The following is a 21,234-nucleotide window of genomic DNA, read 5'->3' on the forward strand; positions in this document are numbered from 1 at the left end:
CGCGTCAGTCGTCGTGGACGACGAGCGTCTGCTCGCGGCCCGGGCCGACGCCGACGCCCCAGATCCGGGTGCCGGACATCTCCTCGAGCGCCTCGACGTACTTCTGGGCGTTGGTGGGGAGGTCGGCGAACGAGCGGCAACCGGAGATGTCCTCCCACCAGCCGTCGAGGTATTCGTAGATCGGCTTCGCGTGGTGGAACTCGGTCTGCGTCATCGGCATCTCGTCGTGGCGCACGCCGTCGACGTCGTAGGCCACGCACACCGGCACCCGCTCCCAGCTCGACAGCACGTCGAGCTTGGTGAGGAACAGGTCGGTCAGGCCGTTGACACGGCCGGCGTAGCGCGCGATGACGGCGTCGTACCAGCCGCAGCGGCGGTCGCGCCCGGTCGAGACGCCGACCTCGCCACCGACCTTCCAGAGCTTCTCGCCGTCGGCGTCGAACAGCTCGGTCGGGAACGGGCCCGAGCCCACGCGGGTCGTGTAGGCCTTGATGACGCCGATGACCCGGTCGATCCGGGTCGGGCCGACGCCGGAGCCGGTGCTGACGCCGCCGGCGACCGGGCTGCTGCTCGTCACGAACGGGTAGGTGCCGTGGTCGACGTCGAGCATCGTGGCCTGGGCGCCCTCGAACAGCACGGTCTTCCCGTCGTCGAGCGCGCGGTTGAGCATCAGGGAGGTGTCGGCGACCATCGGCCGCAGCCGCTCGGCGTAGGACAGCAGCTCCTCGACCGTCGCGTCGACCTCGACCGCGCGGCGGTTGTAGACCTTCGCGAGGACCTGGTTCTTGAGGTCGAGGGCGCCCTCGACCTTGTCGTGCAGGATCTTCTCGTCGAAGAGGTCGGCGATCCGGATGCCGAGCCGGTTGACCTTGTCGGCGTACGCCGGGCCGATGCCGCGCCCGGTGGTGCCGATCTTGTTCTTGCCCAGGAATCGCTCGGTCACCTTGTCGACCGTGACGTGGTAGGGCGCGATGACGTGGGCGTTGGCCGAGACGACCAGCCGGGCCTCGACACCTTCGACGCCGCGCGCCACCAGCCCGTCGATCTCGCGGAAGAGCGCCTCCGGCGACACCACGACGCCGTTGCCGATCACCGAGGTGGCGCCGGGGGTCAGGATGCCCGAGGGCAGCAGGTGGGTCGCGTACTTCTCACCGCCCACGACGATGGTGTGGCCGGCGTTGTGGCCGCCGCTGGTGCGGACGACGTAGTCGATGGTCTCGGTCGTGGCGAGGAGGTCCGTCGCCTTGCCCTTGCCCTCGTCGCCCCACTGCGCGCCGAGGATGATGATGGCCGGCATCGCTGCCCTGCCTTCCCAGTTCTGGTCCGTCTTGGTTCGGTTGGACACGCAGAGACTAGTGTCTCCTCCCGTGGACTCCTGCCTCGTGATCACCAACGAGGGCGCCGGGACCGCCGACCAGGAGAGCCTGCAGCGGGCGCTCGACGTGCTCGACGGCCAGTGCTCCGTCGAGGTCGTCGCGACCTCCGGTCCGGGCGAGCTCGACAGCGTCCTCCACCGCGCCGGCTCCCGCCGCATCGTCGTCGCGGGTGGTGACGGGAGCATGCACGCCGTCGTCGCCGCGCTGCACCGGCGCCACGACCTCGAGGGCAGCGAGATCGGGCTGATCCCGCTCGGCACCGGCAACGACTTCGCGCGTTGCATGGACATCCCGCTCGACCCGGAGGAGGCCGCACGGCTGCTCCTCCACGGCGAGGCCCGCCCGGTCGCCGTGCTGCTGGACGAGCGCGGCGGCATCGTCGTCAACAACGTGCACGTCGGTGCCAGCGCCCAGGCCAGCCGCCGCGGTGCCCGGTGGAAGAAGCGTCTGGGCTCGATCGGGGTCGGGAAGGTCAACCTCGGCAAGATCGGCTATCCCATCGGAGCACTCCAAAGCGCCTTCATGCCCCCGCAGCTGCGGCTGCGGGTCGAGGTCGACGGGCACGTGGTCGTCGACTATGACGAGCCCGTCCTGATGGTCTCGGCCGGCAACGGCACCAGCGTCGGCGGCGGCGCCGAGCTCACGCCCGAGGCCGATCCCGAGAACGGCACCGTCGACGTGATGATCTCCCGCGCGGTCAGCGTCGGGGCCAAGCTCTCCTACGGCATCGACGTCGCCCGTCGGCGCCACGTCGAGCGCGACGACGTGGTCTACCTGCGGGCGAAGGAGGTCACGGTGTCGGGCGAGGAGTTCTACTGCTCGGCCGACGGCGAGATCACCGGCCCCGAGCGGCGCCGGTCGTGGCACGTGGTCCCGGCGGCGTACTCGATGGTCCTGCCCTGAATGGTCCTGCCCTGACCCTGCCGCCGGTCACAGCCAGCCGCGGCGTACGGCCTCGACCCCGGCCTGGAAGCGCGAGTCGACCCCGAGCTCGGTCATCATCGCCGCGACCCGTCGACGCACCGTCCGGAGACTGATGCCGAGGATCCGGGCGATCTGCTCGTCCTTGGCGCCCTCCGCGAGCTGGGCGAGCAGCAGCTCGTCGAGGTCGGGGGTGGCGTCTCCGCGCTCGAGGGCGGGGACGGCGACCGCGCGGTCCCACAGCGCCTCGAAGTAGGCCCGGAACATGTCCACCACCGCCGGCTGACGGACGATGACCCGCCGCTCGCTCGAGAGGCCCGGCGGCTCGGGCACCATCGCCCGGTTGCCGATGACCGCGAGCCGCGTCGGCACCTCGGGCACCACGCGGATCTGCTCGCCGATCGTGGCCCGTCCGACCAGCACGCTCGGCGCCTCGCGCAGCGCCCGGGCGGGGTAGACGGCGCGGGCCTCGCGCCCCTCGAGGATCGCCTGGGTGACGGCCACCGCCATCGCCGACTCGCTGGGCATCCGCCACTGGTCGGGTCGCAGGAAGAGCAGGTCGTCGGCCGACTCCTCGATCCAGCCCACGAGGGTCGACGGCACGTCACCGCCCACCACGACCTCGCCGTCGAGCGGCACGGCCTCACCATCGGTCATCCGGCCGGGCGGTCCGTCGTCCGGCGCCAGATGGGGCACCGCCCGGGCGAGGTGGGTCAGCTGGTCACCGGCCTCGGCCAGGGAGGCGGCCCAGCGGGTGAGCATCAGGACGACGACCTCCGAGGGCGGCGCGACCTCGAGGGTGCCGTCGTGCACCCGGACGATGCCCTCGCGCACCAGCGGACCGAGCTCCGTGAGCAGCTGGTCGGGCGTGCGCAGCAGGCCCGACGACACCTCCGCGAGCCGCTGGCCCGACGCCGGCAGGACCTGCTGGTAGAGCTGCTCCTGCGCGGCCGACAGGCCCAGCGCGGTCCCCAGGTGCCTCACGGGCTGGCAGTTTAGTGCCAGCGTCACCTTCAGGACAGATCGCAGGCGTGTCGGATGCCACACTGTGCTGCAGAGAGGTGGGCTGACGCCCGGTCACGTCGCGGGGGAATGTGACCGTGGCCCACGCCCCCGATCCGGACGAGGGCCCTGGCGTCGCCTACGGGGGTAGCGACCCGGGCCCTCGTCCTCTCCCCGTCCCCCCGCCGTCCACCGCCGCGCCTCGACTCGGGCGGACCGGCGGGCCGCCGGTAGCGTGGTCCCGCCGTCCCCACTCCCGCAGCACAGGAGCCACGCAGTCATGCCAAGAAGTCAGCAGGGAGGTCAGCAGGGTCCCCCCACCGACTGGGTCACCCGCGCCGCCGACGACGCCGTCCGCCACGCCCGTGAGGGCGAGACGATCACCTGCTCGTCCGGCGCGTCGCCGTCCGGTCCGGTGCACCTCGGCAACCTCCGGGAGTTCCTGACCGTCCACTTCGTCGCCGACGAGCTGCGGCGCCGCGGTCTGCCGGTGCGTCACCTCCACGTCTGGGACGACTTCGACCGCTTCCGCAAGGTCCCGGCGGGCGTCGACCCCTCGTGGGCCGACCACATCGGTCGCCCCCTCTCGGCCGTCCCCGACCCCTGGGACTGCCACGACTCGTGGGCCGACCACTTCAAGGAGCCGCTGCGCGACGCGCTCCACCAGCTCGGCGTCGACATGGAGGAGATCTCCCAGACCGAGCTCTACCGCGACGGCGCCTACCGTGAGCAGGTCCTCCGCGCGGTCGCCCACCGCGACGACATCGAGGCGGTGCTGGCGCGCCACCGCACGAAGGCCGCGGACGAGTCCGCCGAGGACGCCTCGACCGTCGACGACCTCGCCCGCTTTCCCTACAAGCCCTACTGCCGCCAGTGCGGGCGCGACACGACCACGCCCGCGTCGTACGACGAGGAGTCGACCGACCTCGCCTACACCTGCTCCTCCTGCGGCTTCGAGGGCACGACCAACCTGACGACGCAGGCCGAGGGCAAGCTCGTGTGGAAGGTCGACTGGCCGATGCGCTGGGCGCACTACCACGTCGACTTCGAGCCGGCGGGCATGGACCACGCGACCCCCGGGTCGTCCTTCACCGTGGGCCACGAGCTGGTCGAGCGGATCTTCGGCATGGACCGGCCGGCCTGGTTCGGCTACGGCTTCGTCGGCTTCGCCGGCACCCAGAAGATGTCGTCGTCGGCCGGCGGCGCGCCGACCGCGTCCGACGCGCTCCGCGTCCTCGAGGCGCCGATCCTGCGGTGGCTCTACGTCCGCCGCAACCCGCGCCAGACCTTCGACATCGACTTCGGCCCCGAGGTCGTGCGGCTCTACGACGAGTGGGACGCGCTGGGTCGCAAGGCCGCCTCGGGCAAGCGCGACGGCGCCGTGCTCGCGTGGGAGCGGGCCTCGGCCACGGCCACCGCGGCGCTGCCCACCTCGCCGGTCGCCGTCCCCTTCCGCGTGTTGTCGTCGGTCGCCGACGTGACCGCCGGGTCGTCGTCGCTCATCAGCTCGGTCGTCTCCGACCTCGGCTACGAGCACGGATCCGTCGACGACCTCGAGCCGCGACTGTCCAAGGCGATGCAGTGGACCGAGGAGTACGTCCCGGAGTCCGACCGCACGACCGTCCGGGAGACGCCCGACGCCACCGCGCTCGCCGCGCTCGGGCCGCAGGAGTCGGAGTGGCTGTCGCTGTTGCTCCAGGCCATCCCCGCCGGGGCCGACCTGGCCCTCGACGAGGTCACCTCGGTGGTCTACGGCGTCCCCAAGCTCGCCCGCGGCCTCGGTCTCGACGACAAGCCGACCGACGAGGTGAAGGCGGACCAGAAGGAGTTCTTCACCCTCCTCTACCACCTGCTCGTCGACGCCGAGCGCGGTCCGCGGCTGCCGACCCTCATCGTCGCCCTCGGCGCCGACCGGGTCCGCTCCCTCCTCGGCGGGTGATTTGCTGGCTAACGTCAGATCCGGTGCGCTTCCCACGCGCTAGAACCCGTGGGAAGCGTCGCGGATCTGACGTTAGCCAGAAGTGGGACGCGCCAACTCAGCCGGCGGACTTGTAGCGCCGGCCACGCCAGCGGTCGGCGAAGGCAGTCATCTCTGCGGTCAGCGCTGTGCCGTGGCGTGACCTGGTCAGCGCCTCCTCGCGCATCAGGCGGGCCTTGGCGTGGGCGCGACGGTCACCGAAGAAGTCGGCATAGACCAAGGGCGTGACTCCGAATCCGGCCGATCGCTCGTCGGCCTCCCTGCGCCGCTCCTGCCACATCAGCTCCTCGAGGTCTCCATCTCGAAGGCCACCCTCGGCCGTCGACCGGTACTTCACGCGCCCGTTGAACTCGACCAGGTGCCTGCCGACCCGCAGGTCGGCCCACGCGACGCCGGTGGAGACCGCCACAGGGAACTGCGTCTCCACGACCGATCCCCAGCCGCACTCCCTGACCAGCTCGCGCGCCAGCGTCTCGCCGACCGACTCCGCACCGGGGTCGGCGTCCTTGACGACCGCCCTCACCGTCAGGCTGTAGGGCCAGCCCGCCATGCGCCGGGCGGCATCACGCAGTGCCGCTCGCGGTACGCCGAGCTGCATCGCCCCGTCGGCGGCGACGAGACCCTCCCGGTACCCGTGCTCGCGGGCGAGGTCGCACACCGTCCTCGCGATGTCGAGTGTTGGCAGCCCGTCCACGGACACGATCTGGTCGGCGTCGTACGAAGCGCCGTGATGCTCGATGCCGTGCTGGGTGCGATGCCCCCTCAGGTCGAGCCGTGAGATGTGGACAGCCGCCGACCGCGCATCCAGCAGGGGCAGCCGGTGAAGCAGGGCTGCCGAGTCGTGGCTGGAGACGTGCTCGACCACGAGCGAGTGCTCCGCAGCCCGGACCCTCGCCAGCGGGCGCAGCAGAAAGTCGTCCCAGGACTCCCACAGCTCACCCGTCGTGTAGACGCCACGCCGTACGGCGACCAACGACTGCCTGCGCACCAGCCGCGCAACCTCACGAGCCTCGATGCCGGCGGCCGCCAGCATCGGAGCGGTCGCAAGCCCGCCGTGTCCGGCGACCACTGCGTGTATCCGGGAGTCCACGGCCTCATGCTCATCCCCCGACGAGGCCCTGATGCCGGATCGCGAACCGCCGTGTGGAGAACCTGTGGCGGCGTGCGGCTGTGGACGGAAAGCGCGACGCGGTGGCGGCTAACGCCGGATCCAGCGCGCTTCCCACGGGTTCTAGCCCGTGGGAAGCGCATCGGATCCGACGTTAGCCAGAAGATCAGGGGAGGAGCTCGGCGGCCGCCTCGGGGGAGGAGTCGGCGAGGAAGGCGGCGCAGCGGTCGGCCTCGTCGGTCTCGCCGATGGCGCGGGCGGCGAGGGTGAGGAGGGCCAGGCACCGGAGGAAGCCGCGGTTGGGCTCGTGGCTCCACGGGACCGGGCCGTGGCCCTTCCAGCCGTTGCGGCGCAGCAGGTCGAGCGAGCGGTGGTAGCCGACCCGGGCGAAGGCGTAGACGGTGACCTCGTCGGCGCCCTGCTCGGCGGCGAGCGCGGCGAGGGCCGCCCACGCGACGGGCGAGGCCGGGTGGCGGCGTACGACGGCAGCGGGGGCGTCGCCGTGGGCGAGCTCGGCCGCGGCCGGGTCCTCAGGGAGGTGGGTGGGTGGGGGGCCGGCCATCAGGTCCACGTGACTCATGGGCACCAGCCTGCCACTACCCTCGCAGCCATGGCCGACCCCCAGCTGGCGCGCGACATCGACGCCCTGTGCCGCCTCTCCGGCGAGTTCACCCTCCGCAGCGGACAGGTGAGCCACGAGTACTTCGACAAGTACCTCTTCGAGGCCGATCCCGCGCTCCTCGCCCGTGTCGTCGCGGAGATGGAGCCGCTGCTGCCGACGGACACCGAGCTGCTCGGCGGGCTCGAGATGGGCGGCATCCCGATCGCGACGGTGCTCAGCGCCCGCACCGGGCTGCCGGCGCTGTTCGTCCGCAAGGAGGCCAAGACCTACGGCACCTGCAAGCTCGCCGAGGGCCCCGACGTCGACGGCAGGCGGATCACCCTGGTCGAGGACGTCATCACGACCGGCGGTGCCGTGCGTGACGCCACCCGCGCGCTGCGGGGGTACGGCGCCACGGTGGCCGACGTGGTGTGCGCCATCGACCGCAGCCCGGCCGGCGAGAACCCGCTCGCCGACGTCGACCTCACGGTCCACCCGGTGCTGACCAAGGCCGAGCTGGACGCGGTCCGTGGCTGAGACGACCACGCCAGTGGCGCACCCCGCACGCAGCCGCGCCCTGCTGCCCCTCGACCTCGCCCGCGGGTTCCTCATCGGCATGGCCGAGCTCGTGCCGGGGGTCTCGGGCGGCACCGTCGCCCTGGTGACGGGGCTCTACGAGCAGCTGATCGGCTCGGCCTCCCACGTCGTCTCGGCGGGCCGGCGCCTGGTCACCGGCCCCGACCGGCTGCGGTCCGCCGGGTCCGAGCTGCGCCGCACCGACTGGTGGCTCGTGGTCCCGGTGCTGGTCGGCATGGGCACCGCCGTCGTGACCATGGCCGGCGTCATGAGCGCGTTCGTCTCCGACCACCCCGAGCACGCCCGCGGCCTGTTCCTCGGCATGGTGGCCGTCAGCATCGTGGTGCCGCTGCGGATGCTGCCGCCGGCCCACCGCCCGGCCGCCGTCGACGGGCTGCTGCTGCTCGTCCCCGCCGCGGTCGCGTGGGTGCTGGTCGGGCTCGCGGGGGGCGGCACGTCCGCGGACCCGTCCTCGGTCGTGGTGTTCCTCGCCGCGGCCGTCGCCATCTGCGCCCTCGTCGTGCCCGGCGTCTCCGGGTCGTTCTTCCTGCTCGCGGTCGGGCTCTACGCCACGACCCTCGACGCCGTGCACGATCGCGACCTCGGCTACGTCGCCGTCTTCGCCCTGGGCGCGATCGCGGGGCTGGCGTCCTTTGTGCAGGTGCTCCACTGGCTGCTCGAGCACCACCGCCGCGGCACGCTCCTCGCGATGGCCGGCCTGATGGCCGGGTCGCTGCGGGCGCTGTGGCCCTGGCAGTCCGGCTCGGAGGAGGAGCTCAGCGGTCCCGGTGCGCTGCTCGCCCCCTACGACCCGGTCCTCGGCCCCGTCCTGCTGGCGGTCGTCGGTGGCGCGGTGGTCGCGCTCCTCGTGGTCGTCGAGGCACGGCGCGAGGCCCTCGCCCTGCACGGCTAGGTTCTGGACATGCCGCTCTCGCTGACCGCCGACGTCCTCGCCACCGCCCGCACCGTCACCGGGCTCGCCCTCTCCCCCGAGGTGCGCGAGCACTGGACCGACGAGAGCGCGTGCGCCGGCATGACCGTCGGGGGCCTCGCCCACCACACCGTCCGTCAGGTCGAGCTGCTGGTCCGGCTGTTCCCCGACGCGCGCACGGACCAGACCCCCATCAGCCTGCTCGAGCACTACCGGCGGGCGGCGTGGGCCAACACCGACCTCGACGACGAGGTCAACACCTCGATCCGCGACACCGACAACGCGCGCGCGTCGAGCGGTCCCGCCGAGCTCTCGGGCCACGCCACCGAGCAGCTGGTGGGCCTCGCCGCGGCGCTCGCCTCGGTCGAGGACGATGACGCGGTCCTGCTCGACTGGCAGAGCTGGTCGCTGTCGGTGGAGGACTTCGCCGTCACCCGGCTGATGGAGATGCTCGTCCACGGCGACGACCTCGCCGCGAGCGTCGGGCTGGAGACCCCCGAGTTCCCCGAGGAGGCGGCCCGCCGGGTGCTGTCGCTGCTCACCGAGGTGGCCGTCGACCGGCACGGCCAGACCGGGCTCCTGCGCGCGCTCAGCCGGCCGCAGCGGGCGCCCGAGAGCGTGTCCGCCTTCTGATGGACGACGAGCCCGACGACGAGCGGGCGCCCTACGACCCGATGCCGCACGGCCCGCCCGAGGTCGGGGTGGGGCCGTGGGAGGGCGAGTGGCCCACCGGGGAGCAGTACGACGCCGCGCTGCTGCGCGACGGCGACCGGCGCAACGTGGTCGACCGCTACCGCTACTGGACCGTCGAGGCGATCCGGGCCGACCTCGACACCCGCCGTCACGGCTTCCACGTCGCGATCGAGAACTGGCAGCACGACTTCAACATCGGCACCGTCGTGCGCACCGCCAACGCGTTCCTCGCGGCCGAGGTCCACATCGTCGGCAACCGGCGCTGGAACCGCCGCGGGGCGATGGTGACCGACCGCTACCAGCACCTGCGTCACCACCCGACGGCGACGGACCTGGCGGCGTACGCCCACGAGCAGGGCCTGACCCTCCTCGGCATCGACAACCTGCCGGGCTCGCAGCCGCTGGAGACGACCGTCCTCCCCCGCGACGTCTGCCTCCTCTTCGGCCAGGAGGGGCCGGGGCTGAGCGACGCGGCGCGCGAGGCGTGCGACGGCGCGCTGTCGATCGCACAGTTCGGCTCGACCCGGTCGATCAACGCCAGTGCGGCGGCGGCGATCGCGATGCACACCTGGGTCCGGACCCACGCGGATCTGCACGACCGCGACGGGGGTCCGGGCCCAGGCCTGTGGCGGGGCTGAGCCCCGCATCTCCCCCGAGCTCACCCTGCTCAACGAGGCAGCGCCGCGAGGGTCACGCCGCGGACCCGTCCAGCATCCAGACGGAGAATTCTTCGCCGTCGGGCGACCGGTGAGTAGCCACTAGGGTGGCGGCATGCCGATCGCTACGCCTGAGAAGTACGCCGAGATGCTCGACGCGGCGAAGGGGAACGCCTTCGCCTTCCCGGCCATCAACGTGTCCTCGTCGCAGACCCTGAACGCCGCCCTCCAGGGCTTCGCCGACGCCGGTTCGGACGGGATCATCCAGGTCTCGACGGGCGGTGCCGACTATCTCTCCGGGCCGAACGTGAAGAACATGGTCACCGGCTCGGTCGCGTTCGCGGCCTACGCCGCCGAGGTGGCGAAGAACTACCCGGTCAACATCGCCCTCCACACCGACCACTGCCCGAAGGACAAGCTCGACGGCTTCGTCCGGCCGCTGCTCGACCTCTCGGCCGAGCGGGTCTCGCGGGGCGAGGCGCCGCTGTTCCAGTCGCACATGTGGGACGGCTCGGCCGTGCCGCTGGAGGAGAACCTCTCGATCGCGGAGGAGCTGCTCGAGAAGTGCATCGCCGCGAAGATCATCCTCGAGATCGAGGTGGGTGTCGTCGGCGGCGAGGAGGACGGCGTCGAGAACGCCATCAACGACAAGCTCTACTCCACCCCCGACGACGCGATCGCGACCGCGCGGGCGCTCGGCCACGGCGACCGCGGCTACTACATGACCGCGCTGACCTTCGGCAACGTCCACGGCGTCTACAAGCCCGGCAACGTCAAGCTCCGCCCCTCGGTGCTCAAGGACGCCCAGGACGCCGTCGTCTCCGAGTTCGGCCTCGAGCCGGGCTCGAAGCCCTTCCACCTGGTCTTCCACGGCGGCTCCGGCTCGGCACCCGAGGAGATCGCCGAGGCCCTCGACTACGGCGTGGTGAAGATGAACGTCGACACCGACACCCAGTACGCCTTCACCCGGCCGGTCGCCGGGCACATGTTCGACAACTACGACGGCGTCCTCAAGGTCGACGGCGAGGTCGGCAACAAGAAGGCCTACGACCCACGGGCGTGGGGCAAGGCCGCCGAGGCCGGCATGGCCGCCCGCGTCGTCGAGGCCTGCGAGAACCTGCGCTCGAGCGGCCAGTCCCTGGGCTGATCCGGGTCACGACTCCGTGACGATCCGGCGCCGACCGGCTGACCTTCTGTCGAAGTTCTGACAGATTGAGCGGTCGTCGGCGTCGGATCTGTGCTTGAGGGGGGTGGGGCATGCTCGCCCTGGTCCTCAGCAGGGCGCGAGCACACCCGGCACCACTGCTGGCCGTCGCGGTCAACGTCCTCATCGTCTGCACCCTCGTCGCCGGCATCGGCGCCACCCTGCCGCTGGTCCAGCAGGCCTCGCTGCGTTCGCGGCTGGCCGAGATCCCGCCCGACGACGCCGTCGTCACCTACGTCACGACGTACGACGCCGCGGACTCCGCCGCCCACGACGAGGCGGTCCGCGACGAGCTCGACACGGTCACCGCGGTCGCCGGCGGCGAGGTCGTGCGGCGCCTCGACTCCGGCACCTACGACCAGGCGGGCGCCGACGGTGCCACGTGGGCCTTCACCGCCATCACCGGCGCCGACGACGCGATCGCCTACGACGCCGGTCGAGCGCCCGAGGCCGGGGGCGACCCGCTCGAGGTCGCCGTGCCGACCGGAGCGGACGCCGCCGTCGGCGACGCGCTGTCGCTTCGCAACCGGGCCGACGACCGGGAGGTCGAGGCCGTGGTGGTCGGGAGCTGGTCGGTCGACCCCGCGGGCGCGACCTCCTTCGGCAGCTTCGACGGACCGACCCTGGTCCTGCCCGCGGACGACTTCGAAGCGGTGTCGGGGGCCGGGAGCTCGGCGAAGTGGCGGGCCGTGCCGGCGCTGGACCGGCTCGACGCGACCAGCCTCGACGACCTCCGGCGTACGGCCTCCGCGGCCCTCGGCACCGGCGTCGAGCGAGCGGCCGACGCGGCCTCGGCGACGATCCGGGCCGAACCGACCGCGCTGACGACCCAGCTCGCCGAGCGTTCCCGCGAGCTCGTCGTGCTCCGGGCGCTGCTGCTGGTCCCGGCTGCCCTCCTCCTGCTGCTCGGAGCCGCGTGCCTGTTCCTCGTCGCCTCGGCGCTGGCGGAGAACCGCCGCGACGAGGCCGCCCTGATGCGCTCGCGGGGCGCCGGGCCGCGCCAGCTGTTCTCCCCGACCCTGGTGGAGAGCCTGGCGCTGTGCGGCGCGGCGGTCGCGGTCTCACCGCTCGTTGCGCGCGCCGTGGTCCGTCTGGGCGATCTCCGCCCGCCGCTGACGGCGGCCGCGTGGATCGCCGCGGCGATCGCCGGCGCCGTCTGCCTGGTCGCGCTGGTCCTGCCGGTGGTGCTGCGCGCCCTCACCGGCGACCGCGGTGAGCAGCTGAGCGTCGAGAAGCAGCGACGTCGCCGCCTCACGGCCCTGGTCGCCGCGGTCCTGCTGGTCTCGGTCCTCGGTGCGCTCGCCGTCCTCCAGCTGCGCGGCTTCGGCGACGTGGTCACCGGCGCGACCGGAGCCGCGACCGTCGACCCGTTCCTCGTCACCTCCCCGGCCCTGCTGCTGCTCGCGCTGGCCGTCCTCGTGGCCCTGCTGGTGCTGCCGCTCGTCCTGCGCGCGCTGGCCCTCGGACCGTCGCGGGGCGTCTCGGTCGCCCTCGGCACCCGGTTCGCCGCCCGCGCGTCCGGACGCACCGTGCCGCTCGCGCTGGTCGTGATCCTCGCGTCCGGGACGCTCGCCTTCGCCGCCACGCAGCGCCTCAGCAGCGCGGACGCCCGCGAGGCCCGCGCCGGTTTCGAGGTGGGGAGCGACCTGCGCATCCTGCCCCCCGCCAGCGCGCTCCGCGCGGGGGCCACCGAGGAGCAGTCCTTCCTCGCGGGGCTGCCCGGCGTCACCGCCGTGGCTCCCGTCCGCCGCGACGAGACCTTCGTCGAGGGCGTCCCCGCCGGGGTCCTGGTCGCCCCGCTCCCGGGCGCCGGTGACCCCGACGCGCTGCCGCCCGGGGCCCTGTCCTCGGCCGGGCGCGCACGCCTCCTCGACCGTCCCCTGCGCGACCCGGACACGGGCGTCGCCATCCCCGACGACGCCACGCGGCTCAGCGTCGACCTGAGCGGCAACGGCCTCGCGCTCGACGACCAGGTCGGCCTCCTCTTCGCCGATCCGGACGGGACGCCCACCCTGCTGACCGCGAGGGCGAGGAGGGCCGGCGTCGAGGTCGACCTGGCCGGGCTGCTCGCGCCGGACAGCCGGCTGGTCGCGGTCCGCACCGGGACCCCGGCCCGCCGGGGCCCGGTCCGCGTCGTGGTCAGCACCGACGGTGGGCGGCTGACCGAGCGCGGCCTGTGGCTCCGCCGGCCCGGCGACCCCGGTGTCGTCACCTTCGGGTCGCCACCGAGCCTGCCCGCGACCGTGCCGGTCGTCCTCACCTCGGCCGTGGCGTCCGCGGCCTCGCTCGAGGTCGGCGGCACGTTCTCCCTCGACGTCCTCGGCTATCCCACCGAGCTCGAGGTCGTCGCGGTCGTGCCCTACCTGCGGACGGCGACCGAGTCCGACGGCGACGGGATGCTCCTCGACTCCGGCTCGGCGCTCCCCTCCCTCTTCGTCGCCGGGCTCGGCAGCCCGCCCGACGAGTGGTGGCTCGACGTGACACCCGACCGCACGGCGGACGTCACGGCCGCGATCGGGGAGCGACCGGACGTCGCCGAGTCCGTGGTCAGCGCCGCCGGCGTGAGCGCGCGCCTCGACGACGACCCGAGCACCGGAGGGACGGCCCTCGCCGAACTGCTCGTCCTCACCAGCGGCGGCGGGCTCGTCGTCGGCACCCTGCTGCTGCTGTCCGTCGTGCTCCTGCGCCGTCGCGAGCGCGCCACCCAGGACCGCACCCTCGTCACGGTCGGCGCCCGGCGTCGCGACCTCCTCGGCGTCACCGGTGTGGAGTACGCCCTCACGACGGGCGCCGGCATGGCCCTCGGGGTGGGGGTCGGCATCCTCGTCGCCCGCGTCACGCTGGTGTCGATGACCCTCGGTCCCGACGGCCGGCTGCTCGTGCCCGCCCCCGAGCTCCACGTCCCCGGGCCCTCGATCGCGCTCCCGTTGCTGGCGATGGCCCTGGTCCCGCTGCTGGCGATGGTGGTCCTCGCCCGCCTCGAGGGGGGCAGCCGCCGATGACCCGCTCCCCCGGCCTCGCCCGTCCCAGCCTCGCCGACCGTGGGCTGGCCTCGCTGCTGGTGCTGTTGTGCGCCAGCCTCGTCGTCGGCGCCACCGGGGCGAGCCTGTGGTTGCGCAGCACCGCCGACGACCTCGCCCGCGCGACCTTCGGCGATGCGACGTACGCCGCCACCCAGGTGAAGGTCACCTACGTCGAGGTCGGCGACCGGGAGCTGCCCGCCGGCGGGCCGGAGGCCGTCGCGGCGGCGCTCCCCCCGGCCGTCCGGGCCACCGTGGACCCCGAGCCGCGGGCGTCCGTCGCCAGCCCCGAGATGGTGCCGACGGTCCTGCCGGCCCGACCCGCCGTACCCTCGTTCCTCACCGTCGCCGGCCTGCCCGGCCTGGAGTCGCTGGTCGAGGTCGTCGACGGCAGGCTCCCCGACCCCGGCGTCACCACCGTGTCCGTCGCCGACCTCCCGGCACCGGCCCAGGAGGCCTATCTGGCCAAGATCGGCGTCGACCGCGGCGACGGTCTGCCGCTGCCGGACGTCGAGGTCGTCGAGGTGGTGCTCGAGGAGACCGCGGCCTCGGAGATGAACGTCGAGATCGGCGACCTCGTCGCACTCTCGGGACTCAGCTTCGGCCGCGGCGTCAGGCCGCCGGCCGTCCTCCGGGTCGTCGGGACCTACGAGGCGGCCGACGCGTTCCCCACGCCCCTCGACGACGCCGACACCGCACGCGAGCCCGCGATCGACCCGACCCCCGACGCCCGGACCGTGCGGGCGACCGCCGTGGCCGCGGACCCGACGACGGTGCTGCGGGCGACGTGGGAGGCTCGGCCTGACCTGCGCTACACCTTCGACCCGGCGACCTCGACCTCCCTCACGGACACCGACCAGCTCGTCGCGCAGGCGCGCGAGGTCGAGCTCCAGTCATGGCCGCCGCTCGCGCGCTCCCTCGACGAGACCGCCGTGACCGGGCTCGGCGACCTCGCCGAGCAGGTCGTCTCCCAGCGCGCGACCAGCGAGGGGATGTCGTTGCTCGGCCTGACGTCGCTGGCGGCCGGCGGGTTCGCGGTGCTGCTCGCCGCCGCCGTCGTGCTGGCCGGCCGGCGGCGTACGACGACGCGCGTGGTGCGTGCCCGGGGCGCGGGCGTGCGGTGGTTGCTCGGGCAGCGGGCCGGCGAGGCGTTGCTGCTGACCCTGCCCGGGATCGCGGTGGCGGCCGGCGTGGTCGTGCTGGCCGGCGGTGAGGCGGGCGACCTCGTCGTCGGGCTGGTGACGGCCGGCCTCTGCGTGGCCCTGGTGGCCCTGGCCCAGCTCGGCAGCTCCGACCGGGAGCAGTCGGTCGTCCAGCTCGTCATACGCGACGCGGTCCAGCTGGTGCTGGTGGTGCTCGCCGTCGCCTCGGTGTGGCTGGTGTGGCGCCGCGGCGACCTCGACGTCTCCGACCCGGTGACGCTCGTGACCGCACCCCTGGTCGGCGCGGCGGCCTCCGTCGTCGCACTGCGGCTGCTGCAGCTCCTGCTCGGCGTCCTGCGGCGGATCGCCACCCGCGGACGCAGCCTGGCGCCCGTCGTGGGGCTCAGCCAGGGGCTCGCCCTCTCCCAGCAGGTCGTGGTCGCCACCTCCGCCGTCGTCCTCGCGCTCACCGCGGCCGGCGTCTCGGTCGCGCTCGGCGACTCGCTGCGCGCCGCGGCCGAGCGCACGGGCTGGGAGCAGGTCGGCGCCGACGTCGTCGCGCAGGCCCCCGGCCTCGAGGACGACACCGCCGAGGCCCTGGCCGGGCTGGCCGGCGTCGAGGCGACGGCGCCGGTCTTCAGCGCCCCCAGCGTGTCCCTCTCCACCGACCTCGGCGTCGAGGGCGTCCGGCTGGTCGCCTTCGACCCCGACGCGATGCGCGAGGTCGGCGCGGACGGCCCGTTCCGGGTCGACCTGCCGGCGCGGACGGGTGAGGCGATGCCGATCCTCGTCTCCCCCGACCTCGAGGTCGCCGATCCCGCGACCGAGCTGCGCTACGCCACCTCCCTGCTGCCGGTCGAGGTCGCCGGGCGCGTCGACCGGATCCCCGGCGTCACCGCACCGGGCGAGTCGTTCGTCGCGATCGACGCGGCGGCGCTGTCCGAGGCCGCCGGCCGCAACCTCACGTCGTACGACGACATCCTGATCAAGGGCTCGCCCGACGTCACGGAGGTCGAGCGGATCGTGCGCGACCGGTCCGCGCTCGGCCAGGTGCGGGTCCGGTCGGAGGTCGAGGAGGCCCAGCTGTCCTCGCCCGTCGTGACCCGGACGACGGCCGTGCTGCTGGCCGTCGCCGTCGGGTCCGCGCTGGTGGCGGGCTTCGCGGTGGTGCTGCTCGTGACGCTCGGCGGCCCGCTGCGCCGACGGACCGGCACCCTGCTCGTCACCCTCGGCGGCGACCTCCGACAGGCTCGGCGGGTGTCGGTGCTCGGCGTCGCCCCCCTCGTCGCCGTCGCCTGCCTGACCTCGCTCGCCTGCGGCGGGCTGATGGTCCTGGTCGCCGACCGCGGCCTCGACCTCGCCGGGCTGACCGCGACCCAGGACGCAGTCCGTGTGCTGCCGTCGGGGCTGTCGGTCGTCCTCGCGGCCGCCCTCTGCGTCGGCCTGGTCGTGCTGGCCGGCCTGGTCGCGGTCCGGCGGCCCCACGAGCCCCTCGAACGAACGGAGCGCCGATGAGCCCCACCGACACCCAGCCACAGATCCACTGCGACGGGCTCGTGCGCATCTACAAGCGCAAGGGCGTCGAGGTCGTCGCGCTGCAGGGGCTCGACCTGCGCGTCGAGCCGGGCGAGCTGGTCGCCATCGTGGGCGCCTCCGGCAGCGGCAAGTCGACGCTGCTCAACATCCTGTCCGGGCTCGACGCCCCGAGCGCGGGGCGGGCGGTGGTCGCCGGCCACGACCTGCTCGCGATGGGTCGCGCCGAGCGCCGGCAGTACCGGCTGCGCACCTGCGGTTTCGTCTGGCAGCGCTCGGGCGACAACCTGGTGCCCTACCTCTCCGCCGCCGAGAACGTCGCGCTCCCCCAGCGGCTCGGCGGACGGTCGAGGTCGGAGCGGTCCCAGCGGACCGGCGAGCTGCTCGACCAGCTCGGCATCGCCGACGTCGCCGACGAGCGCCCGGACGCGCTCACCGGCGGGCAGCAGCAGCGGCTGGCGGTCGCGGTCGCCCTCGCCAACGGGCCGCAGGTGCTCTTCTGCGACGAGCCCACGGGCGACCTCGACACCGCGGAGTCGCAGGAGGTCTACGCCGCCCTCCAGCAGGTCAACGAGACCCACGGCACGACGGTGGTGATCGTGACCCACGACCCGACGGTGACCGCCGAGGTGCGGCGCACCGTCGCCATCCGCGACGGCCGCACCTCCAGCGAGACGCTGCGCCGCCGGGCCGGCGAGGGCGAGCACCACGTCGCCGAGGAGTACGCCGTGCTCGACCGGGCCGGGCGGCTCCAGCTCCCCCACGACTTCGTCGCCGCGCTCGGCCTCCAGCACCGGGTCCGGCTCGAGCTCGTCGACGACCACATCCAGATCTGGCCGGAGGACCCACGATGACCGCCATGATCAGCGTCCGCGACCTGCACAAGACCTACCGCCACGGCGGCGCCGACGTCCACGCCCTGCGCGGCGTCGGCCTCGACGTCGGGGCCGGACAGGTGGTCGCCCTGACCGGTCGCTCCGGCGCCGGGAAGTCGACCCTGCTCAACGTCGTGGCAGGACTGCTGCGTCCGGAGCAGGGATCGGTCGAGGTGGACGGCCTGGAGCTGACGACGGCGCGCGACGCCGAGCTGGTGGCCCTGCGCCGCGACACGGTCGGCGTGATCTACCAGGAGTTCGCCCTCCTGCCCCTGCTCACGGCCGAGGAGAACGTGGGGCTCCCGATGCGGATCCGGCGGCAGGACACCCGGAAGCGCGACGAGGCCGTCGCCGAGCTGCTCGACCGGGTCGGGCTCACCGCCCACGCGCGGCAGCGGCCCGAGGAGATGTCGGGTGGCCAGCAGCAGCGGGTCGCGATCGCCCGGGCGTTGGTCAACCGTCCTCGCGTGCTGCTGGCCGACGAACCCACGGGCCAGCTCGACTCCGAGACCGGCGCCCAGGTGATGGAACTGCTCCGCCAGCTCGTCGAGCAGGAGGGCACCACCGCGGTCGTCGCCACCCACGACCCGTCGGTCGCCGACTTCGCCGACGCCGTCGTCCACCTCGACGACGGGCGGGTGGTCTCCCCCGCGGTGGGGGCCAGCGGCGATGGGTACCGTGGCACGCATGCCGGTGAGCAGACTGACGGGGATCCCGCCGACGATCTTCAGCACGATGTCGGCGCTGGCGGTCCGGACGGGCGCGATCAACCTGGGGCAGGGGTTCCCCGACACCGACGGACCTGAGGGCCTGATCGCCGCTGCCCAGCAGGCGATGGCCGACGGCGCGAACCAGTACGCCCCCGGCATCGGGATCCCGCCGCTGCGCGCGGCGATCGCGCGCCACCAGCAGCGCCACTACGGGATCGAGCTCGACCCCGACCGCGAGGTCTGCGTGACGACCGGCTGCACCGAGGCGGTCGCGGCCGCCCTGCTCGGGCTGGTCGAGCCGGGCGACGAGGTCGTCGTGCTCGAGCCCTACTACGACAGCTACGTCGCGATGCTCCAGGTCGCGGGCGCCGTACGCCGCCCCGTCCGGCTCCGCGCGCCGGACTTCCGCCTCGACCCCGAGGAGCTGCGGGCCGCGGTCACGCCGCGGACCCGGTTCGTGCTGCTCAACACCCCCCACAACCCGACCGGGACCGTGCTCACCGACGACGAGCTGACGGCCGTCGCCGACGTCGCGGTCGAGCACGACCTGACCGTGATCACCGACGAGGTCTACGAGCACCTCGTCTTCGACGGCCGCCGCCACACCCCGATCTCGACGCTGCCCGGGATGGCCGAGCGGACGCTGACGCTGTCGAGCGTCGGCAAGTCCTACTCGGTCACGGGCTGGAAGATCGGCTGGGCGACCGGTCCGGCCCACCTCGTCGCGGCCGTCCTCGACGCCAAGCAGTGGCTGTCGTTCTGCAGCGGGACACCCTTCCAGCACGCCGTCGCCCACGCGCTCGACCACCTCGACGGCTGGCCCGCCGAGCTCGCCGCCAGCCTGCAGACCCGGCGCGACCTGCTGTGCGCTGGGCTGGAGGGGATCGGGCTCGACCCGCGCGTGCCCGAGGGCACCTACTTCACGCTCACCGACGTCGGGCACCTCGGCTGGCGCGACGGCCTGGAGTTCTGCGAGGCGCTGCCGGAGCGGGCGGGGGTCGTCGCGATCCCGGCGCAGGGCTTCCACGAAAATAGCGAGGCACCCGCTGTGCGCCATTTGGTGCGCTGGGCCTTCTGCAAGGAGCCGGACGTGATCGAGGACGGCCTCCGCCGACTGGGCGGGGCCATCCTCGAGAAGTAGGTCAGGCGACGGGCGGCGCCATGCCGCCACGGCCGGCGGGCGCGCCGGTGCGGGAGTACCACTGGCTCGCGCCGCCGGTGAAGAGCAGCACCACGACGGCGATCGAGCCGAACAGCCACAGGACCGGCACGTAGGTCGTCAAGGTCGGCACGAGCGAGAGCAGCGCCGTGAGCACGGAGGAGACCACGAGCCCGATCCGCCCGGCGCTCGATCGACGCATCGCGAGGACGGCGAGCACGATCGCCAGCAGCGCCCAGACGGCGAAGCCGATGACCACGCCGACGGTGATGGTGACGACGAAGGAGGGGTCGAACCCCTGGAGCTGCTGCTCCATCGTCGGGTCGTTCGCGATCTCGCGCTCGACCGCGGCGACGATCTCGCCGCGCGCGAGGAGGATGCCGAAGACCGCGAAGACCCCACCCACGACCGCGAGCGCGCTGAGCACGAAGGTGATCACCGCTGCCGCGGTGACGGTGCCGGGACGCTTGTCCGACGGCGGTCCGACCGGGCCGCCGTAGGCCGGGGCCGGGGCGCCGTAGGCCGGCTGCTGGCCGTGGCCGGGCTGGCCGAACGGCTGCGCCGGGCCGGACGGCTGCTGGGGAGCCGGCGGCTGCTGCGGGGCGGGCTGGCCATAGGGGTTGGCCTGCGGCGGCGGGTAGGCGGGGGGCTGCTGACCGGAGGTCTGACCCCAGGGCTGGCCGGGCTCGTGGTCGCTCATGGCTCGATTTTCCCACGCGGTCCCGAGCACCACGCGCGCACCTCGGCCCGGTTGAGGAGCACCACGGTCGCCAGCGCGGCCACGGCCGGCACGACGACGACCGCCGTCGCGAGGACGCCGAGGAGCGACACGAAGGCCGCGACCAGGGCGGAGGCGAGCAGGCCGCTCCGTCCCGCCGGCACGCCGCGGAAGGCGAGCACCGCGAAGACGGAGGCCAGCAGCGACCAGCCGATGATGACCGCTGCGCTGAGGTAGACGGCCTCGGTGATCGCGTCGGCCCCGGTGTCACCGAGCTCGTTGCCCTGGCGCTGGAGCTCCTCGACCACGAGGTCGGGGCTGGTCGCCATCAGCAGCGCGCTGGCGCCCATCATCACCGCGGCCAGGCCCGAGAAAGCCCAGGTCAGCACGCAGGCCCAGACGAGCGCGTCGGGCCGGCGGCGCACCGGCGGCGGGCCGGGCACGGCCGGACCGGCCGGAGGCGCGGTCGGGCGCTCGGCGGTGAGGGTCGCCCCGGCCGGGTCCTGCGGCCGCGTGGCCCCGGGGCGGCGTACGGGCAGCGGCGGGGCGCCGGCCTGGCCCGCCGGGCCCTCACGCCGTGGCCGCTCGGGCACGGGCTCGCCGCGGAACCAGAAGGCCGACGGGCCGCTCCACATCAGGGCGGTCCCGGCGGCGACGAGGGCCGTCAGCACGCCGCCGACGGCGATGCCGAGGACGAAGATGGGGAAGGCCAGCACGCTGAGCCCGAGCCGGGCGCCGGTGCTGCCGCGGAGCGCGTGGAAGCCGAGCACGCCGGCTGCCGTGGCCAGGCCCGCGAGCACCATCAGGACGACCCGCAGCCCGTCGAGGGCCGCGGTGACCGACAGCCCGAAGTCCGAGCCGGGCGGCGTCTCGAGGAACTGGGTCACCTGCTCGCGGGTCTCGAGCGAGTAGAGGCCGGAGAGCTGCTCGGCGACCGAGACCACCACCCCGACCGCACCGCCGACCACCAGCGCGCCCGCCAGCGTCGTGTGTCCCGGCCGTGGTCTCGTCTCGCTCACGCGCGCCATTCT

General features: G+C 73.8%; 18 protein-coding genes. 12 read left to right on the top strand and 6 right to left on the bottom strand.

Going from position 1 to position 21,234, the window contains the following annotated elements; all coding sequences use genetic code 11:
• Positions 1 to 4 precede the first annotated feature (4 nt).
• Complete coding sequence (locus ABD091_RS07105) at positions 5 to 1,297, bottom strand: adenylosuccinate synthase (RefSeq protein WP_343916815.1); 1,293 nt, start codon at positions 1,295 to 1,297, stop codon at positions 5 to 7.
• 70 nt (positions 1,298 to 1,367) lie between these two features.
• Between ABD091_RS07105 and ABD091_RS07110 the strand changes: the two genes are divergently transcribed.
• A complete protein-coding gene (locus ABD091_RS07110; RefSeq protein WP_343916817.1) occupies positions 1,368 to 2,279 on the top strand; it encodes a diacylglycerol/lipid kinase family protein in 912 nt (303 codons plus the stop codon).
• Between the two features lie 27 nt (positions 2,280 to 2,306).
• Here ABD091_RS07110 and ABD091_RS07115 read toward each other — a convergent pair whose 3' ends face one another.
• Positions 2,307 to 3,281: a LuxR C-terminal-related transcriptional regulator gene (locus ABD091_RS07115; RefSeq protein WP_343916819.1), complete on the bottom strand. Its 975-nt coding sequence runs from the start codon at positions 3,279 to 3,281 to the stop codon at positions 2,307 to 2,309.
• Between the two features lie 298 nt (positions 3,282 to 3,579).
• Between ABD091_RS07115 and lysS the strand changes: the two genes are divergently transcribed.
• Entirely contained in the window at positions 3,580 to 5,238 is a 1,659-nt protein-coding gene (gene lysS / locus ABD091_RS07120; protein WP_343916821.1) for a lysine--tRNA ligase, read from the top strand.
• A 97-nt stretch (positions 5,239 to 5,335) separates the two neighbouring features.
• Here the strand turns inward: lysS and ABD091_RS07125 are convergent, their stop codons facing one another.
• Positions 5,336 to 6,367 (bottom strand): type IV toxin-antitoxin system AbiEi family antitoxin domain-containing protein, encoded by a 1,032-nt coding sequence (locus tag ABD091_RS07125; RefSeq protein WP_343916823.1) that lies wholly within the window; start codon positions 6,365 to 6,367, stop codon positions 5,336 to 5,338.
• A 184-nt stretch (positions 6,368 to 6,551) separates the two neighbouring features.
• Positions 6,552 to 6,965 carry a DUF3151 domain-containing protein gene (locus ABD091_RS07130; RefSeq protein ID WP_343916825.1) on the bottom strand — a complete coding sequence of 138 codons (414 nt, stop codon included), beginning with the start codon at positions 6,963 to 6,965 and terminating at the stop codon, positions 6,552 to 6,554.
• 30 nt (positions 6,966 to 6,995) lie between these two features.
• On the opposite strand from ABD091_RS07130, the gene pyrE reads away from it, so the two are divergent.
• From pyrE to ABD091_RS07180, 10 genes are all read left to right on the top strand, one after another.
• Positions 6,996 to 7,523 (top strand): orotate phosphoribosyltransferase, encoded by a 528-nt coding sequence (pyrE, locus tag ABD091_RS07135; protein WP_343916827.1) that lies wholly within the window; start codon positions 6,996 to 6,998, stop codon positions 7,521 to 7,523.
• The gene (locus tag ABD091_RS07140; RefSeq protein ID WP_343916829.1) at positions 7,516 to 8,475 is read left to right on the top strand and encodes a DUF368 domain-containing protein; all 960 of its coding nucleotides are present in this window, start codon (positions 7,516 to 7,518) and stop codon (positions 8,473 to 8,475) included. The genes pyrE and ABD091_RS07140 overlap by 8 nt, the downstream gene beginning before the upstream one ends.
• 9 nt (positions 8,476 to 8,484) lie before the next feature.
• Positions 8,485 to 9,126, top strand: a complete 642-nt coding sequence (locus ABD091_RS07145) for a maleylpyruvate isomerase N-terminal domain-containing protein (protein WP_343916831.1) — start codon at positions 8,485 to 8,487, stop codon at positions 9,124 to 9,126.
• Positions 9,126 to 9,824 carry a TrmH family RNA methyltransferase gene (locus tag ABD091_RS07150; RefSeq protein ID WP_343916833.1) on the top strand — a complete coding sequence of 233 codons (699 nt, stop codon included), beginning with the start codon at positions 9,126 to 9,128 and terminating at the stop codon, positions 9,822 to 9,824. The genes ABD091_RS07145 and ABD091_RS07150 overlap by 1 nt, the downstream gene beginning before the upstream one ends.
• Before the next feature lie 133 nt (positions 9,825 to 9,957).
• Positions 9,958 to 10,989 (top strand): class II fructose-bisphosphate aldolase, encoded by a 1,032-nt coding sequence (gene fbaA, locus ABD091_RS07155; RefSeq protein WP_343916835.1) that lies wholly within the window; start codon positions 9,958 to 9,960, stop codon positions 10,987 to 10,989.
• Positions 10,990 to 11,099: 110 nt separating this feature from the next.
• Positions 11,100 to 14,048: an FtsX-like permease family protein gene (locus ABD091_RS07160; RefSeq protein ID WP_343916837.1), complete on the top strand. Its 2,949-nt coding sequence runs from the start codon at positions 11,100 to 11,102 to the stop codon at positions 14,046 to 14,048.
• Positions 14,045 to 16,723 carry a hypothetical protein gene (locus ABD091_RS07165; RefSeq protein WP_343916839.1) on the top strand — a complete coding sequence of 893 codons (2,679 nt, stop codon included), beginning with the start codon at positions 14,045 to 14,047 and terminating at the stop codon, positions 16,721 to 16,723. The genes ABD091_RS07160 and ABD091_RS07165 overlap by 4 nt, the downstream gene beginning before the upstream one ends.
• Positions 16,720 to 17,595 carry an ABC transporter ATP-binding protein gene (locus ABD091_RS07170; RefSeq protein ID WP_343916841.1) on the top strand — a complete coding sequence of 292 codons (876 nt, stop codon included), beginning with the start codon at positions 16,720 to 16,722 and terminating at the stop codon, positions 17,593 to 17,595. The genes ABD091_RS07165 and ABD091_RS07170 overlap by 4 nt, the downstream gene beginning before the upstream one ends.
• Before the next feature lie 5 nt (positions 17,596 to 17,600).
• Positions 17,601 to 18,422, top strand: a complete 822-nt coding sequence (locus tag ABD091_RS07175; protein WP_343916843.1) for an ABC transporter ATP-binding protein — start codon at positions 17,601 to 17,603, stop codon at positions 18,420 to 18,422.
• On the top strand, positions 18,304 to 19,467 hold the full coding sequence (locus tag ABD091_RS07180) for a pyridoxal phosphate-dependent aminotransferase (protein WP_343916845.1): 1,164 nt from the start codon (positions 18,304 to 18,306) through the stop codon (positions 19,465 to 19,467). Before ABD091_RS07175 ends, ABD091_RS07180 begins: the two co-directional genes overlap by 119 nt.
• Position 19,468: 1 nt before the next feature.
• Here ABD091_RS07180 and ABD091_RS07185 read toward each other — a convergent pair whose 3' ends face one another.
• Positions 19,469 to 20,185, bottom strand: a complete 717-nt coding sequence (locus tag ABD091_RS07185; protein ID WP_343916847.1) for a hypothetical protein — start codon at positions 20,183 to 20,185, stop codon at positions 19,469 to 19,471.
• Positions 20,182 to 21,222, bottom strand: a complete 1,041-nt coding sequence (locus tag ABD091_RS07190) for a hypothetical protein (RefSeq protein ID WP_343916849.1) — start codon at positions 21,220 to 21,222, stop codon at positions 20,182 to 20,184. Before ABD091_RS07190 ends, ABD091_RS07185 begins: the two co-directional genes overlap by 4 nt.
• Between the last annotated feature and the right edge of the window lie 12 nt (positions 21,223 to 21,234).

It is taken from the genome of Nocardioides aestuarii, assembly GCF_039527245.1.
Taxonomy (GTDB): Bacteria; Actinomycetota; Actinomycetes; order Propionibacteriales; family Nocardioidaceae; genus Nocardioides; species Nocardioides aestuarii.